Annotated in this window: 17 protein-coding genes; 9 read left to right on the forward strand and 8 right to left on the reverse strand. The window is 74.3% G+C overall.

Features of this window, described 5'->3' with window-relative positions; translation table 11 throughout:
- A complete protein-coding gene (locus LCD33_RS10440; RefSeq protein ID WP_255617307.1) occupies positions 1–963 on the reverse strand; it encodes a 5-dehydro-4-deoxyglucarate dehydratase in 963 nt (320 codons plus the stop codon).
- Positions 964–1156: 193 nt separating this feature from the next.
- Here LCD33_RS10440 and LCD33_RS10445 point away from each other — a divergent pair, with 193 nt between their 5' ends.
- Complete coding sequence (locus LCD33_RS10445) at positions 1157–2722, forward strand: substrate-binding domain-containing protein (protein ID WP_224966825.1); 1566 nt, start codon at positions 1157–1159, stop codon at positions 2720–2722.
- Between the two features lie 18 nt (positions 2723–2740).
- Here LCD33_RS10445 and LCD33_RS10450 read toward each other — a convergent pair whose 3' ends face one another.
- Complete coding sequence (locus LCD33_RS10450) at positions 2741–3370, reverse strand: class I SAM-dependent methyltransferase (protein ID WP_224955668.1); 630 nt, start codon at positions 3368–3370, stop codon at positions 2741–2743.
- A 254-nt stretch (positions 3371–3624) separates the two neighbouring features.
- Here LCD33_RS10450 and LCD33_RS10455 point away from each other — a divergent pair, with 254 nt between their 5' ends.
- Complete coding sequence (locus LCD33_RS10455) at positions 3625–4158, forward strand: AAA family ATPase (RefSeq protein WP_224966826.1); 534 nt, start codon at positions 3625–3627, stop codon at positions 4156–4158.
- Here the strand turns inward: LCD33_RS10455 and LCD33_RS10460 are convergent.
- Positions 4155–4679, reverse strand: a complete 525-nt coding sequence (locus LCD33_RS10460; protein ID WP_224955670.1) for a DUF664 domain-containing protein — start codon at positions 4677–4679, stop codon at positions 4155–4157. The two genes, LCD33_RS10455 and LCD33_RS10460, sit on opposite strands and share 4 nt — an antisense overlap.
- Before the next feature lie 134 nt (positions 4680–4813).
- Entirely contained in the window at positions 4814–5758 is a 945-nt protein-coding gene (locus LCD33_RS10465; protein ID WP_224955671.1) for a GlxA family transcriptional regulator, read from the reverse strand.
- A gap of 294 nt (positions 5759–6052) precedes the next feature.
- Here LCD33_RS10465 and LCD33_RS28835 point away from each other — a divergent pair, with 294 nt between their 5' ends.
- A complete protein-coding gene (locus tag LCD33_RS28835; protein WP_255614474.1) occupies positions 6053–6268 on the forward strand; it encodes a DUF2277 domain-containing protein in 216 nt (71 codons plus the stop codon).
- 5 nt (positions 6269–6273) lie between these two features.
- Here LCD33_RS28835 and LCD33_RS10475 read toward each other — a convergent pair whose 3' ends face one another.
- Entirely contained in the window at positions 6274–6771 is a 498-nt protein-coding gene (locus tag LCD33_RS10475) for a methylated-DNA--[protein]-cysteine S-methyltransferase (RefSeq protein ID WP_224955673.1), read from the reverse strand.
- A gap of 113 nt (positions 6772–6884) precedes the next feature.
- On the opposite strand from LCD33_RS10475, the gene LCD33_RS10480 reads away from it, so the two are divergent.
- Together LCD33_RS10480 and LCD33_RS10485 are read left to right on the forward strand one after the other, a co-directional pair.
- A complete protein-coding gene (locus LCD33_RS10480) occupies positions 6885–7499 on the forward strand; it encodes a TetR/AcrR family transcriptional regulator (RefSeq protein WP_224955674.1) in 615 nt (204 codons plus the stop codon).
- 427 nt (positions 7500–7926) lie between these two features.
- Positions 7927–8604: a M15 family metallopeptidase gene (locus LCD33_RS10485; protein ID WP_224955675.1), complete on the forward strand. Its 678-nt coding sequence runs from the start codon at positions 7927–7929 to the stop codon at positions 8602–8604.
- A 387-nt stretch (positions 8605–8991) separates the two neighbouring features.
- Here LCD33_RS10485 and LCD33_RS10490 read toward each other — a convergent pair whose 3' ends face one another.
- On the reverse strand, positions 8992–9195 hold the full coding sequence (locus tag LCD33_RS10490; protein WP_224955676.1) for a hypothetical protein: 204 nt from the start codon (positions 9193–9195) through the stop codon (positions 8992–8994).
- 522 nt (positions 9196–9717) lie between these two features.
- Here LCD33_RS10490 and LCD33_RS29355 point away from each other — a divergent pair.
- Positions 9718–10356: a polysaccharide pyruvyl transferase family protein gene (locus LCD33_RS29355; protein ID WP_224966827.1), complete on the forward strand. Its 639-nt coding sequence runs from the start codon at positions 9718–9720 to the stop codon at positions 10354–10356.
- Between the two features lie 257 nt (positions 10357–10613).
- On the opposite strand, the gene LCD33_RS10500 is transcribed toward LCD33_RS29355, so the two are convergent.
- Entirely contained in the window at positions 10614–11273 is a 660-nt protein-coding gene (locus LCD33_RS10500) for a GNAT family N-acetyltransferase (RefSeq protein ID WP_308011260.1), read from the reverse strand.
- Between the two features lie 178 nt (positions 11274–11451).
- Here LCD33_RS10500 and paaI point away from each other — a divergent pair, with 178 nt between their 5' ends.
- Genes paaI through LCD33_RS10515 form a run of 3 tightly spaced genes read left to right on the forward strand, consistent with a single transcriptional unit; the run spans position 11452 to position 13744 of the window.
- On the forward strand, positions 11452–11844 hold the full coding sequence (gene paaI / locus LCD33_RS10505) for a hydroxyphenylacetyl-CoA thioesterase PaaI (protein ID WP_224955703.1): 393 nt from the start codon (positions 11452–11454) through the stop codon (positions 11842–11844).
- A complete protein-coding gene (gene paaK / locus LCD33_RS10510; protein ID WP_224966828.1) occupies positions 11841–13145 on the forward strand; it encodes a phenylacetate--CoA ligase PaaK in 1305 nt (434 codons plus the stop codon). The genes paaI and paaK overlap by 4 nt, the downstream gene beginning before the upstream one ends.
- Entirely contained in the window at positions 13142–13744 is a 603-nt protein-coding gene (locus tag LCD33_RS10515) for a TetR/AcrR family transcriptional regulator (RefSeq protein ID WP_224955680.1), read from the forward strand. The genes paaK and LCD33_RS10515 overlap by 4 nt, the downstream gene beginning before the upstream one ends.
- Here the strand turns inward: LCD33_RS10515 and LCD33_RS29360 are convergent.
- Complete coding sequence (locus LCD33_RS29360; protein ID WP_224955681.1) at positions 13735–15234, reverse strand: helix-turn-helix domain-containing protein; 1500 nt, start codon at positions 15232–15234, stop codon at positions 13735–13737. The two genes, LCD33_RS10515 and LCD33_RS29360, sit on opposite strands and share 10 nt — an antisense overlap.
- Between the last annotated feature and the right edge of the window lie 323 nt (positions 15235–15557).

The following is a 15557-nucleotide window of genomic DNA, read 5'->3' on the forward strand; positions in this document are numbered from 1 at the left end:
TCAGTCCTGGTCGACGAGCGCCAGGCCCGTCTCGATCAGCTTCTGGAGGTCGGCGAGGTCGGCGGGCCCCGGATCGACCAGCGGGGCGCGCACCGGCCCGACGGGCAGGCCGCGCAGCCGGGCGCCCGCCTTGACCAGCGCCACGGCGTAACCGGCCCGGCGGTCGCGGAGTTCGACGAGCGGGAAGTAGAACTCGCGCAGCAGCCCTTCGACTCGCTCCCGGTCCCCGCCGCGCAGCGCGGTGAAGAAGGTCCGCGCGATCTCGGGGGCGAACGCGTGCACCGCGGAGGAGTAGGCGGGGACGCCGATCGCGGAGTAGGCGCGGGCCTGCATCTCGGCGGTGGCCGCGCCGTTGAAGAACAGGAAGTCCGCGGGGGTGCTGAGCGTGAGGCGCTGCAGCGCGTCGAGGTCGCCGTGGCCGTCCTTGAGACCGATGACGGTGGGGAGCTCGGCGATCCGGGCGGCGGCGCCGGGGCCGAAGCGGACGTGGTCGCGCTGGTAGGCGATCAGCGGCAGCCGGGTGTGCTCGGCGACGCGGCGCACCTGCTCGACCACGCCGTCCTGCGGTGCCTTGACGAGGTAGTGCGGGAGCAGCAGTCCGGCGTCGGCGCCCGCGTCCACGGCGCGTTCGGCGAACTGCCGCGCCTGCGCCCAGCCGTAGCCGAGCCCGGCGAGCACCGGGATCCGCCCGTCCGCGACCTCGACGGCGGTCCGCACGACGGCGGCGTGCTCGTCCTGGGTGAGGGAGAAGAACTCGCCGGTGCCGCAGGCGACGAAGAACGCGGCGGGATCGGCGTCGACCTGTCCCCGGAGGTAGGTCCGGAACGCGGCGAGGTCGAGCTCGCCGGCGGCGGTGAACGAGGTGAGGGGGACCGACAGCACGCCGGCGGCCATGCGTTCGCGGAGGTGGGCGGCGAACCTACCGGGGTCGGGTGGCGAGGTACCGAGCGGAGCCGAAGCCATGCGCATCTCGTCTTCATATGTAGACTGCGATTCCTCTTGTAGACGAGATTAGGAATCGGCCCCACCGCTGTCAACGCCCCCGGTGGACCACCGGTGAACTGTTCCCGAACGGTCGCCGCACCCGGACCCGGCCGCACCGGCCGCCCCTAGCTTCGGCCTCGGAAGCGCACTTCCCCGCGCGACGGGAGCCGACATGCCCGACTTCGACTGGTCCTGGGAGACCGCGCTGGCCGCGCTCGGCCTCGTGGTGCCGATCGTGCTCGCGCTCTACGAATTCGCCTTCGTCGGCCGCAAACGGCTCGGCTACCGGGTGCAGCTGGACACCACCGCCACCGACGCCGCGCACCCCGACCGCGGCCGGCTCGACCCCGGCGCGTTCCAAGCCCTGCAGCTGTCCACCGAAGGCGCCGCGCTCACCGCGCCCTCGTTCGTGCTGCTGCGCATCGAGAACGACGGGGCCACCAACATCGACCCCGCCGACTACGCGGTGCTCGACGGCGACAAGGTCGGCATCCGGGTGCGGTTCCCCGGCCGCACCATCGCGGGCATGGTGATCACCGAGCTCAGCAGCGAATTCCTGCGCCCGTCCTTCGGGCCGGATTCCGGGCTGCGCGTCGACCGGGACGTCATCGAACTGCCCAAGGTGCCGCTCAACCGCGGCGCGCACTACAAGGTGCTGGCGGTGCTGGACCGCGCGGCGGGATCGGACCGCGCGGCAGGATCGGACGCCGCGCCGGAGGTCGTCGGCGGCATCAAGGGCGGCGTCGGCACCGGCGCCATCCGCGAGACCCGCAGCCACAACCGGCCACCGCGGCGGATCATGGCGCTGGTGCTGTTCCTGGTGCTGGTCAGCCTCGGGCAGCTCGCGGTCTCGTTGACCCGGCCCGATCCGGTGGCGCTGGAGTGCGCGGCGGGCCGCATCACGCTCACCGGTTCATCGGCGTTCGAGCACGCGGCCCGCGCCGCGGCCGACGCCTACCAGCGGCGCTGCCCCGGCTCGGTGATCATCTCCGACTTCAGCGACAGCGACACCGGCCTCGCCGAGCTCGGCGAGGCCGGACGCGCCGCCCGGGACGGAGCACCGGACCTGCTCGCGTTCTCCGACGGTGCCAAGGGGAACCGCGAGCCGAAGCTGCTGGCGCGCCCCGTGTCGCTGTCGGTGTTCAGCCTCGTCGTCAGCGAGCAGGCGCAGGTGCGGGACCTGTCGCTGGACCAGGTCCGGCGCCTGTACCGGGGCGAGATCACCGACTGGCGGCAGCTGGACGGCGCCGAGCTGCCGGTGCGGCTGGTGAGCCGCGACCGGCAGTCCGGCACCCGGAAGGTCTTCGAACGCCGCCTGCTCGGCGCGGGCGGCGAACGGGCGCCGTGGAACTCCGCCGACTGCGCGGAAGTCCGACCCGAGGAGGCGCCGGGCGTGGTGCACTGCGAACGCGGCGACACCGGCCAGGTGCTGGACGCGGTGCGCCGCACACCCGGCGCTCTCGGCTACGCGGAGGCGGGCCGGATCGAGGGCGACGACCGGGTGCTGCCGGTCCGCATCGACGGCGTGCCCGCCACCCGGGAGACCGTCGTCGACGGCGCCTATCCCTTCTGGGAGACCGAATTCGCCTACACCTACGACGAACCGCGGCCCGGCTCGCTCGTGTCGAGCTTCCTGGAGTTCCTGCGTTCTCCGGCGGGCGGCGCGATCCTGCGGCACGAGGGCGACGTCCCCTGCGCCGACCTGGACCGGCCGTCCCGCTGCACCCCCGAGCAGTGATCAGTCCATTGTGGATCGCTACCGGCGGCGGATCCGGGCCAGGTGCGCGGCGGAATCGACCACCGCGCCGTCGGCGACGTCCAGGCGGCGGGCGTTGTCCCCGGAGGCGATGCCGCGGTACGACACCCGGCGCACCTCCTCGACGTCCCAGCCGTCGGTGAACGCGGCGGCGAAGTCGTCTTGGTGCACCGTCGGCCCGATGCTCTCCGCCACGTCGGCCAGCGCCAGCACGTGCACCACCGAACCCGGTTCGGTCACCGCGCGCAGCGACCGGGCGTAGGCGCTGCGGTCCGCCGGGCCGAACACGTGGAACAGGGCGCTGTCCAGCACCACGTCGAACCGCCGGTTCTCCGGGAGCCGCAACGCGTCCGCGAGCTCGAAGCGCGCGTCCACCCCGCGCCGGGCGGCGTTCGCCCGCGCCCGCTCCAGCGCGTTCGGGGACGAATCCGCGCCCAGCACGTCGTAGCCGCGGCCGGCCAGCAGGATCGTGTGCTCCCCCGTCCCGCAGCCGAGGTCGAGCACCGCGCCCCGGAAGCCGCCGGTGCGCTCCAGCTCCACCACCGCGGGCTGCGGTTCCCCGATCACCCACGGCGGATCACCCGCCGCGTAGAACTCGTCGAACGTCGCGATCGGCACCGTGTTCTCCATCTCGAACCCTTCGGTCGCAGCGGAATTCCGGTGGATCGGGCGGCGCCCGCGGCGGCGGGCAGGGCGGTGGAGCCCGCCGTGCGGTGCCGCCCGATCCGAAACGAACGCTAGGAGTTCGAGCGCGCTCGAAGTCAAGGGCGCGCCGCTATCCTGGCGGCACGCAGCCGCGCCGCACGCCCGCTGCGTTCTCCCGGCTCCGCGCGGACGGCTCCCGTCCCGGGCCGACCCCACCCGCACCGCCCAGGAGGCCCCGCATGTCCGCACCGCGCCGCGTCGTCGTCACCGGCGGCCCGGGTTCCGGGAAGAGCACGCTGCTCGACCGGCTCGGCGCCGCCGGGTGGGCCCGGTCCGAGGAGGCCGGACGCGGCGTGATCCGCGACCAGCTCGCCGTCGGCGGCGGCGGGCTGCCGTGGGTAGATCCGGCGCTGTTCGCGGAACTGATGCTGTGCTGGGAGCTGCGCGAGCACCGGGCCGCGCGGGACGGCGTCACGTTCTTCGACCGCGGGCTGCCGGACATCGCCGGTTACCTGCGCGTCGAAGGCCTCCCGGTGCCCGCGCACGTGCACGCCGCGGCCCGGGACCTGCGGTACTCGGGCCCGGTGTTCCTCGCGCCGCCGTGGCCGGCGATCTACCGGACCGACGCGGAGCGCAGGCAGTCCCCCGAGCTCGCGCGCCGCACCTGCGAGGTGCTCGCCGACACCTACGCCGACTACGGCTACGAGCTCGTGGAACTGCCGCGGGCACCGGTCGCGGAGCGGGCGCGGTTCGTGCTGGAGGTGCTCGGCTAGCTGCGGTCGATGCCGAAGTCGGCGGCGAGCTGGCGGGTGGTGCTGGCGCCGTCCAGGGCCTCCCGGATCAGGTCCGCGTGACCGCCGTGCTGCGCGGTCTCCCGCAGCAGGTGGCCGACGACGCGGCGCGCGGTCCACTCGGCTCCCGGCGGGAACCACGGCGCCGCGGGCAGCGGCAGCGGCACGCCCAGGTCCGGGAGCTCGGCCACGGCCCGGTCGGTGTCCTCGGCGGCCTGCCGGTAGTCGTCGATGAGGTCGGCCAGCGCATCATCCGGCCCCATCCGCAGGCTGTCCGGATCGGCGCCGCCGAGCTGCTCCGGATCGGGCCGCGAGCGCAGCACCCGCGTCCACTCCCGCTCCACCGCGGCGAGGTGCTTGAGCAGCCCGCCCAAGGTGAGGTCGCTCGCGGTGGTCCGCCGCGCCGCGGCGGCGTCGCTGAGCCCGCGCACCGTGATCAGCAGCGCGTGCCGTTGTTCTCCCAGCAGACCCAGCAGATCCGTCCGCTCGTCCGTTCCCGTCATTCCGTCGCACCTTCCCCAGTCGATCGCCTCCGGAACGCTAGAGCACACCCCCGACACCCACATCGGCTGAAAGACCGGACCGCCCGGCACCAGCGGGCCGGCGATCGAGGGCGGCGGGCAGGTCGGCGGGCAGGTCAGGCGACGCTGCGGAAGGTGCGCCGGTAGCGGGCCGGGCTGGTGCCGACGAGCCGCTTGAACCGATCCCGGAACGTCGTCGGCGAGGTGAACCCGACCTGCTCGGCGATCCGCTCCACCGGGTGCCCGGTGGTCTCCAGCAGGTGTTGCGCCCGCCGCAGCCGCGCCCGGTGCAGCCATTGCAGCGGAGTGGTGCCGGTCTGCTCGCGGAACCGCCTGCTGAGGGTGCGGCTGCTGAGCGCCGCGCGCGCGGCGATGTCCGCCAGGGTCAACGGCTGGTGCAGGTTGTCCTCCAGCCAGTGCAGCAGCGGCTGCACGCTGGCGCCGTCGGGGGCGGGCGGCTCGTGCGCGATGAACTGGGCCTGCCCGCCGTCGCGCTCCAGCGGCATCACCGCGAGCCGCGCCGAATCGGCCGCCACCGCCGAGCCGTGGTCGAGCCGGATCATGTGCAGGCACAGGTCCATCCCGGCGGCCGCTCCGGCCGAGGTGAGCACGTCGCCCTCGTCCACGTACAGCACGTCCGGATCGACCTCGACCGACGGGTGCATGCGGGCGAGCTCGGCGGTGCCGAGCCAGTGCGTGGTGGCCCGCCGCCCGTCCAGCAGCCCGGCCGCGGCGAGCGCGAACGCGCCGGTGCAGATGGAGGCGATCCGGGCTCCGCGCGCCGCCGCGTCCCGCAGCGCCGCCAGCGCCTCCTCCGGAACGGGCGCGGGCGCCCCGGCCTGCCCCGGCACGACGACGGTGTCGGCGTCGCGCAGCCCGTCCAATCCCCACGGCGCGCGGATCGAGAACGGCCCCGCGCCCACCTCGCCGTCCACCGCGCACACCCGCACCTGGTAGCCGGGCGATCCGTCGGCGAGCCGCACCCACCCGAAGGTGTCCGCCGGGATGGACAGGTCGAACGGCACGACAGGGTCGAGGGCGAGCACGGCGACGAGGTGCATGGGGTACCTGTTCACGGATCCGGGGGCGGGTCGAACTCCACTGCTACCACCGATTCCCGCGGATGGCCAGAATTCGGTGGTCTCCGTCGTTCTCGCCACGCGCGCGGGCGCCCGGCGCGCTCCTGCCGTCGGTTCCTGCTCGTGGCCCCCGGCGGGGCGGGCGGTCCGCTGACCGAGGTGATCGACGAGGTGCTGGCGCGGGCGGCGCGTTCCCCGCTCGGCGCGCTGCTCGCGGCGGCCGTGCGGCGCCGCGGGAGCCCGGACGGATGTCGGCGGGCGGAGGACGATGGGGGCATGTGCCGAAGCATCAAGACCCTCCGCCCGCCGTACGCGGAGCAGGTGACCGAGCAGGACGTGCGCGCGGCCGCCCTGCAGTACGTGCGCAAGATCTCCGGGTTCCGCGCGCCCGCCGCGCACAACGCGGCGGCGTTCGACCGAGCCGTCGACGAGGTCGAGCGGGCCACGGCCGCGCTGCTGGAGTCGCTGGAGGTCCGCGGCTCCCGGTCCTGACCGGGTCAGAACAACCGGCCGGCGTCCTCCGCCGGGGGTTCCTCCAGCGCCAGCAGGTAGCGCTTGCGGTCGAGGCCGCCCGCGTAGCCGGTGAGGCTGCCGTCGGCGCCGATCACCCGGTGGCAGGGCACGATCACCGGCAGCGGGTTCCGCCCGTTGGCCGCGCCCACGGCCTGCGAGTGTCCGACGTCGCCGAGCCGCCGCGCGAGCGCGCCGTAGCTGGTGGTCTCGCCGTAGGGGATCTCCTGGAGCAGTTCCCACACGCGCAGCTGGAAGGGTTCGCCACGGGGCGCGAGCGGCAGCTCGAACCGGGTGCGCCGCCGGTCGAAGTACTCGGCGAACTGCCGCTCGGCCTCCGCGAACAGCTCGGTCCCGGCGGACTCGCCGATGTCCTCCTCGCGGTGCCCGCCGCCCGCGAAGCGCACCGCGGTCAGCGCGTCGTCGCGGGCGATGAGCGTCAGCTCGCCGAGGGGCGTGCCGATCACCGCGTGCGTCGTGCTCATGGCCTGCTCCCGTCTCGCGCCCGTCGGTACCACTATGCAGACGCGGCGCGGGCCTCGGACGTGCGGGCCGCGCGCAGATCGACTGGAAAATTCCTACTGGAATAATCAGGTCCATGACGACGGCACCACCCGCGCGCCCGGCCAAGCGCGGCCGACCCGGCTACGACCTGGAATCCCTGCTGGCGGTCGCGGTGGAGCTGTTCAACGACCGCGGCTACGACGGCACCAGCATGGAGGACCTCTCCCGCAAGCTCGGCATCAGCAAGTCCGCGATCTACCACCACGTGCCGAGCAAGCAGGAGCTGCTCCGGCTCGCCACCGACCACGCGCTGGACGGCCTGTTCGCCGTCGCCGACGAAGCGCGGGAGCAGGACGCGCGCGCCGTGGCGCGGCTGGAGCACCTGGTCCGCGGCAGCGTGCTGGTGCTGGTGGACCGGCTGCCGTTCGTGACCCTGCTGCTGCGGGTGCGCGGCAACACCCCCGTGGAGCGGGCGGCGCTGGACCGGCGCCGCGAGTTCGACCAGCTGGTCACCGACCTGGTCGGCGAGGCGGTCGCGGACGGCGACCTGCGCGCCGACGTCGACCCGGCGACCGCGGGGCGGCTGCTGTTCGGGATGGTCAACTCGCTGGCGGAGTGGTACCGCCCGCACGGCGGAGTGGGCGCCGCGGAACTCGCGGACACCGTGGTGGCGACGGCGTTCGACGGGTTGCGCGTGCACCCGGCCTGAAATCCGCTCGCCGGGCGGAACCGGAACACCCGAATTCGAGACGCGCGGTTCCCGTTCGGCCGCGCTTTCCCGGCCGGAACCAATTCCCGGGACGCCCCGGAGGCGGAGGCCGCACCGCGGTCGCGACCCCCGCTCTCCACCAGGTGGGTCGGCGGCGACAGCACCGGGTTCGGGGCTCGGCCGTCTGCGAGTGCCCCACCGGAGCACCGTCGCGCCACCGGAAATGCGTCCGTTTCGGGGTCGGACTGCGTTCTCCGGAATCCGCGACCACTGATCCCACAACGGGATCGTGGACCGGGCACTGTCCATTCGCAACACAAGAACACCCGGATGCTCCCCGATCGTGGGGAAGTCGCTCGAAACGACGCTCGATTCCGCGCGCATCCACCCGCACACTCGAAGCGGAATGCGAAAAGGGAGGCACGTCATGAGGAATTCCCGCGGCTCGTCGTCGCGCCGGCTCACCGCCGCGTTCGCGTGCGCGCTGGTCGCCACCACCGTGCAGTGCGGGAACCCGCAACCGCCGGCGGGCGAACCGGCACCGCGCTTCACCTCCAGCGTGGAACCGGTGGACGCCGCCCGGCTCGGCGCGAGCTGGCACCCCGGCTGCCCCGTCGCCCCGGACCGGTTGCGCCTGCTGCGGCTGAGCCACGTCGGCGTGGACGGGCAGGAGCGCACCGGGGAACTCGTCGTGCACGAGGACCGGGTGCGCCAGACCGTCGACGCCTTCGCCCGGCTGCACGCGCTGCGGTTCCCCATCGAGCGGATGCGCCCCGCCGGGGACTACCCCGGGGCCGAGGACGAGACGTCGATGCGGGCGAACAACACCTCGGCGTTCAACTGCCGCGGGATCTCCGGCAGCGGCTCGTGGTCGCAGCACGCCTACGGACGGGCGGTGGACGTGAACCCGCTGCGCAACCCGTACCTGAGCTCGGAGGGCGACCTGCAGCCGGCCACCGCCGGGCCGTACCTGGACCGCACCCGCCGCGATCCGGGGATGCTGCACGACGGGGACGCGGCGGTGCGGATGTTCACCGACGCGGGCTGGACCTGGGGCGGGTCCTGGCACGATCCGAAGGACTACCAGCACTTCGAACTGCCGTGACCGCAGTGGGCTGACCCGACCTCGCGCCGCGGTTCCACGCCGGAGGTGCCGTGCTCGTTGCTCACCCGGTCCCGCCGCGCCGGCGCGGTTCGCGGCGCGCCGGACGGCTCGCCGCCAGGTCGCACCGCGCGCCGGGACACCGGTTCCAGCACCGGGTTCCGCCGACGTCCGAGCCGGCTTCCCGCACCAGCGCGGTGATTCCGCGGGACCGCAGCTCGGGCAACGCGTGCAGGCCGACGCATCCGGCGCCGACCACCACGACGTCGACCTCCGGCCCGGCTGCCGCAGTTTCCCCGCATGCACCGCGGTTTTCCGCTCCGCAGCGGGGAATCCAGCGCGGTGGCGGGGCGGTGACGAGAGGAGTCACCGAGGTGGCCGAGCGCCGGATCAGGCCGCGGACGGTCCGCCCGAGCGCGCCTGCGGCACTCCCCCGCCCCGGCCTTCGTCCGGGTCGAGACCCAGCATGTCGAGCAGTTCGGCCAGTTGCGCGGCGTCGTTCGCGTGGTGCGCGGTGGCGCGCACCGCCCGCGACCGCTCCTGCGGAGTCGGCTCGTGCGCGTCGGCCTGCTGCGGTGTGGGTCGTGCCTGCATCGTCCGTCCTCCCCCGAGTGGTTCCGTGCGGTCGCCGATACTGCCAGCCCCATCGCGCCGCGACACGGCCGAAAGTCCCGTCCCGCGCACCCCGGGACGGGGAGCGCCGGGAGTGGCGCGAGTGGGTGAGGCCGGGGCCCTGCCGCGAGATGCGTCACCCGCCCGGCGGGACCGCGTGCGGTTGAACCGGCGCCGCACCGGGCACTTCCGGGGTGCGGGATCGTCGACGAGGAGCTCACGTGCGTGTCCTGATCACGGGTTGGCCCAGCTTCCTGCACTCCGAGTTCTCCGCGGGCGACGTGGCGGCCATGCGGCGGGTGGCGGACGCGCTCGGCACCTCGGGGATCCCGCACGAGCTGGCGTGGAGCCCGGTGCTGGTCCCCGGATCGCTGACCCTCGACGACGCGGATCCGGGAGAGTTCACCGACCTCGTGTTCGTGAGCGGTCCCGCGCACGGCAGGCAGGTCGAGGAGCTGCACCAGCGGTACGCGCGGTGCAGGCGCAACCGCCATCGGCGTCACGGTGATCGACGAACAGGCGCCCGCGGTGCGCGGCTTCCACCACGTGCTCGCCCGGGACCGGCCGCGGGTGCCGGCGACCCGGGACCTCGCCGCGGGCGGATCGATCAGCCCGACGCCGGTGGCGGCGATCGTGGTGTCCCACGGGCGCCGCGAGTACGGCCCGCTGCGCAGGCACGACGGCGTGCACCGGTACCTGCTGAACTGGATCGGCCGGACCGACTGCGCGCCGATGGTGGTGGACCTGCGGCTGGACCGGGTGAATGCGCGGTTGTGCTCGACGGCCGACCAGTTCGCGACGCTGCTCGGGCGGGCCGACGTGGTGGTGACCTCCCGGTTGCACGGGCTGGTGTTCGCGCTGGCGCAGGGGATCCCGGCGATCGCCGTCGACCCGGTGGGCGGGGGCGGGAAGGTCTCGGCGCAGGGCGCGGCGTGGCAGTGGCCCGCGGTGCTGTCCTCGGAGGAGCTCTACGACGGCGGTGACGGGCAGGCCGGCGCGCTGCTGGACCGCTGGTGGCAGTGGTGCCTGGGGCCGGAGGGGCGGGAGATGGCCGCCGACCGCGCCGACCAGGCCGCGGACGCGGGCAGCAGCCAGCTGTTGGACCTGGTCGAACGGCTCCGCTCCGCGACCCCCGCCGAATGAGCGGGCCCGCCCGCACCCGGCGGCGGTGGTGGCCGCCCGTCGGCGGCTGACGACCACCGAGCGACGGGAACCACCCGCGGGTGCTCAGCGGTTCCCGGACGGCGATGTCGCCGTGCTGCGCGAGGGAGCGCGGCCCGACCGGGAAGCGGGCGGCGGGGAAGCGGGCAGCGGGGAACCACCCGAGCGCTACGCGGCCCGAGTTCGCAGCCGGGCAGCGGGATTCCGCCCTGCGGCCCCGCGCGACGGGAACAGCGCGGTCACTCCAGGTCCCCCGGGCGGATCCGGTAGACGCCCAGGGGCCGGTCGTAGTACTTCGTGGTCTCGCCGACCCATTCCATGCCGAGGCGCTGCGCGGTGGCGTGCGCGCGGTCGTTGGCCGGGTCCACGACGGCGAACAGCTCGATGGCCTCGTGCTCGAACGCCCAGCGGATCAGCGCGCCGGTCGCCTCGGAGGCGTAGCCGTGGCCCCAGGCGTTCGGGCGCAGGTGCCAGGCCACCTCCACGTCCTCGAAGTGCGGGGGCAGCAGCCGCAGCTCGGCGCCGCCGATGACCTCGCCGGTGCCGCGGTGCTCGAACGCCCACCGGCCCAGCGGGGGCGGCAGCTCGCGCTGCTCCTCGATCCACTGGGTCAGCACGCGGCGCATCGCGGCCAGGTCGGCCACCCGCGGCATGGACGGGACCAGCCAGTCGGTGACGGTGGTGGTGCCGTAGACGGCGAAGGCGCCGTCGACGTCCTCGGGCCGCCACTCCCGCAGCAGCACCCGTTCGCTCACCGGCATCGCCACCATGCGGGAAACGCTACTGCTTGTGCTGCGGCTCGTCTTGCTCAGCGGCCGGGTCGCGGGGCCCGGCGAGTACCGGAACCAGCTGGTACCGAAGGCCTTGGTGATCTCGGCCGGCGGGACGCGTTCGTCCACTTCGGACTCTTCCGCCCCACCGCTCCGCCGGGCGGCCCTCCGCCGGGAACCGCGACGCGGTGGGTTGACATCGCGACCACCGCCGCCAACACTGCGAGCAATAACCGACTGTTCGGTCAGTACGAGGTGGTGGAGCCCGGTGAGCACGGTGGAACCCGTCGCGGACGCGGCGAGAACGATGTTCGACGAGGACACCGCGTCCCGGGAACTCGGCATCGAGCTGCACGCGGCCGCCGACGGCCGGGCGACCGCGTGGATGACGATCACCCGCTCGATGGTCAACGGCCACGGCATCGCGCACGGCGGCTACGTGTTCCTGCTCGCCGACACCGCGTTCGCCTGCGCCTGCAACAGCCACGGCCCCGTGACCGTCGCCGCCGGTGCCGAGATCGACTTCGTCGCCCCCGCGCACGAGGGCGATAGGCTGCACGCCGAAGCGACCGAGCGCACCCGCTACGGCCGCAGCGGGATCTACGACATCACCGTGCGCCGCGAACACGACGCGGCGGTGATCGCCGAGTTCCGCGGGCGCAGCAGGACGATCGACGGCCGGACGAGGACGGGCGCATGACCGGGACCACCACGACCGCCGCGGCCGACGAGACCGCACCACGCGACGAGGACGAGCTCCGCGCCCGCCAGCTGGACCGGCTGCGCTGGACGCTGCGGCACGCCTACCGCAACGTTCCCTTCTACCGCGCCAAGTTCGACGCCGCCGGGGTACACCCGGACGACTGCCGCGAACTGGCCGACCTCGCGAAGTTCCCCGTCACCACCAAGGAGGACCTGCGGGCGAACTACCCGTTCGGCATGTTCGCCGTCCCGCGCGAGCAGGTCAGCCGGGTGCACGCCTCCAGCGGCACCACCGGGCAGCCCACCGTCGTCGGCTACACCCGGCACGACCTGGACGTGTGGGCCGAGGTGGTGAGCCGCTCCATCCGCGCCGCGGGCGGGCGCCCCGGCGACCTGGTGCACATCTCCTACGGCTACGGCCTGTTCACCGGCGGGCTCGGCGCGCACTACGGCGCGGAACGCCTCGGCTGCACCGTGGTCCCCGCCTCCGGCGGGATGACCGCGCGGCAGGCCCAGCTCATCCGCGACTTCCGCCCCGACCTGATCATGGTGACGCCGACGTACATGCTCGCCCTCGTCGACGAGCTGCGCCGCCAGGGCGTCGACCCGCGGGAGACCGGGCTGCGCGCCGGGATCTTCGGCGCCGAACCGTGGACCGAGGAGATGCGCGGGGAGCTGGAGCGCTCCCTCGACATCGACGCGGTCGACATCTACGGGCTGTCCGAGGTGATGGGGCCGGGCGTCGCCGCCGAATTCGCCGAGACCAAGGACGGCCTGCACATCTGGGAGGACCACTTCTACCCCGAGGTGATCGACCCGGTGCTGGGCGACCCGCTGTCCGACGGCGAACCGGGTGAGCTGCTGTTCACCTCGCTGACCAAGGAGGCGCTGCCGATCATCCGGTACCGCACCCGCGACCTCACCCGGCTGCTGCCGGGCACCGCGAACCCGGCGATGCGCCGGATGGAGCGGATCACCGGGCGCAGCGACGACCTGATCATCCTGCGCGGCGTCAACGTCTTCCCCACCCAGGTCGAGGAACTGGTGCTGCGCGCCGAAGGGCTGTCCCCGCACTTCCAGATCACCCTGTCCCGGCAGGGCCGGATGGATCGCATGACGATCACCGTCGAAGCCGCCGAGGACTGCACCCCGGGGCAGCGCGGCGCCGCACCGGACTCGCTGGCCCGCGCCGTCAAGGACGCGATCGGCATCACCGCGGAGGTCGTGGTGGCCGACCCGGGCGCGCTGGAGCGCTCCGTCGGAAAGCTGCGCCGGGTGCTGGACCGGCGCGGCGCATGACCGGCCGTGGCCGGGGCAGGCCCGGGCACGACCTGGATTCGCTGCTGCGCATCGCGGCCGTCGTCTTCCACGAACGCGGCTACGACGGCACCAGCATGGACGTGCTCGCCCAGCGGCTCGGCATCACCAAGTCGGCGATCTACCACCACGTCTCCGGCAAGGAGGAACTGCTGCGGCGCACCGTGGACCGGGCGCTGGACGCGCTGCTGGCGGTGACCGGCGAACCCGGGTCGCAGCAGGGCCCGGCGATCGACCGGCTGCGCCACGTGGTGCGGCGCAGCGTGCACGTCCTCGTCGCCGAGCAGCCGTTCGTGACGGTGCTGCTGCGGGTGCGCGGCAACAGCGAGGTGGAGCGCGACGCGCTGGCCCGGCGCCGCGAGATCGACGCGTTCCTCGGCAAGCTGGTCGCCGAGGCCGAGCGGGACGGGAGCCTGCGCCCCGACCTCGATCCGGCGCTGACCAGCAGGCTGCTGTTCGGCACCGTGAACTCGATCATCGAGTGGTACCGGCCGCAGCCGGGCCTAGACGCCGAGCAGCTCGCCGAGGCCGTCACCCGGCTCACCTTCGACGGGCTGCGGAACCCGTCCGCTCAGCCCTGATCGACGGGCCGCCCGTCGAACAGCCGCATCGCGAAGTGCAGCTCGTAGCGCACCGACGGGCCGTGCAGCAGGGAACGCTCCAGCACCCGTTCGATGCGCACGATCCGCTTGCGCACCGCGGGGACCGACAACCCGAGCTCCGGGGCCGCCGCCTCCAGCCGGGCACCGCCGTCCAGCCACGCGCGCAGGGTCGGCAGCAGGTGCGGTTCGGCGTCGCGCAGCGGAGCCAGCAGGCGGGCCGCCCAGGACCGCACCTCGGGCGGTTCCAGCAGGTCCGGCAGCCGCGTCGGGCCCGGTTCCGCCGCCGTCGCCCCGGATCGGACGGCGAGGTGCAGCGCCAGGTGCAGCCGCGCCTGGGTGGGAAGGTCGCGCACGTCGCAGTCCAGCAGCCGCTCCAGCTGCGCGAGCCGCGACCCCAGCGTGTTGCGGTGGATCTTGAGCTGGCGGGCGCCGCCGGTGCCGAAGTTCAGCCACGCCCCCAGGGTCAGCTCCAGCGCCGCCGCGTCCGGATCCTGCGCTCGGGCGGGCTCGAAGGCGCGCAGCGGGGCCAGCACCCGCTCGGCCCAGCGCTCCCCCGCCGCGCCGACCACGGCGGCCTGGCTCTCCTGGAAGGCGAACATCTCGAACGAGCCCGCCCCGCCGCGGGCGGCCGCCAGGGCGTGGAACGCCTGCTCGTAGCCGACGGCGACCTCGCGCAGCGCCACCACCCGGCTCGCGCCGACCCGGATCCGGTCCGGGCCGGACACCAGGTCCCGCACCAGCTCCGCCACCGAGTTCGCGGGCCGGTGGTGCTGGTGCTCACCGGACGGCACCAGCACGATCAGGTGCTTGACGTACACCGGGCAGTGCACGATCCACGCCCGGTGCCCGGTGACCCCGGAGATCCGCGCCGCCAGCGCGTCCCGGTCGACCTTGCCCGCTTCGATGACGTACACGGTGAGGAACGCGGGCAACCGCGGGCTGAGCGCGCTCGCGACCCGCTGCGCGCTGTCCGGGTGCCCCAGCATCAGCAGGTGCAGCACCGATTCGCGGACCGCGGTCGCCGCCGCGAGCACCCGCCGGGACTGCTGCCGGGCGAGGTCGGTCTGCCACCGCAGGGCCAGCAGCCGGGAGGCGTCGGCGAGGTAGCGGTCCACTCCGGCGGTTCCGGCGGCGGGCAGCGACACCACCAGCACGGGCGCGTCCGGTCCCGCGTCGAGCCGCTGGGCGCAGATCATCCGGTCGTCGCGGTGCACGGCGGCCGAGTGCGCCTGCCCGGACCGGATGCGGTCGAGGTCGTCGGCGATCGCGGCGAGCGCGTCCGGGGGCGGCACCGGCGCGGGCACGACGGGCTCTCCGGCGGCGTCGAGCAGCGCCGCCCGGCCGCGCACGGTGTCGGCGACGCGGCGCACCAGCAGCCGGAGCCCGTCCGGCAGCAGCGCGTCCTGGTGCAGGCGGCGCAGCCGGTCGGCGTCGAGATCGGGCTCGGTGGACGGGGTCCGCGGCGGCACGGGCGCCGAGCCTATCGGGCACGGGTGCCGGAGCGGGGCCGGTCGGCGGATCCCGGCACCGGACGCCCGCGCCGCCGGCACGCGCCACGTCGCCGCCCGCCGACCGAGGTGGCAAATTCTTACTGTTCGGCCGCACGACTGGGCGAAGTGAAACTTCCCCGCCGAGTCGATCAAGCTCTACTGTTGGTGCCTTCCAAGGGGGCATCGGGGTTTGGGGGGGGGGGGGGGGCCCCGCCCCGTATTAAAAAAGCCGCCCCCCCCCCCGGCCGGGCCGGGGGGCGCGCCCCGGCCGGCCCGGGGGGCCCCCCCCCCCCCGCCACCCC

The organism is Saccharopolyspora sp. 7B, from assembly GCF_020177435.1.
Classification (GTDB): Bacteria; Actinomycetota; Actinomycetes; order Mycobacteriales; family Pseudonocardiaceae; genus Saccharopolyspora_C; species Saccharopolyspora_C gregorii.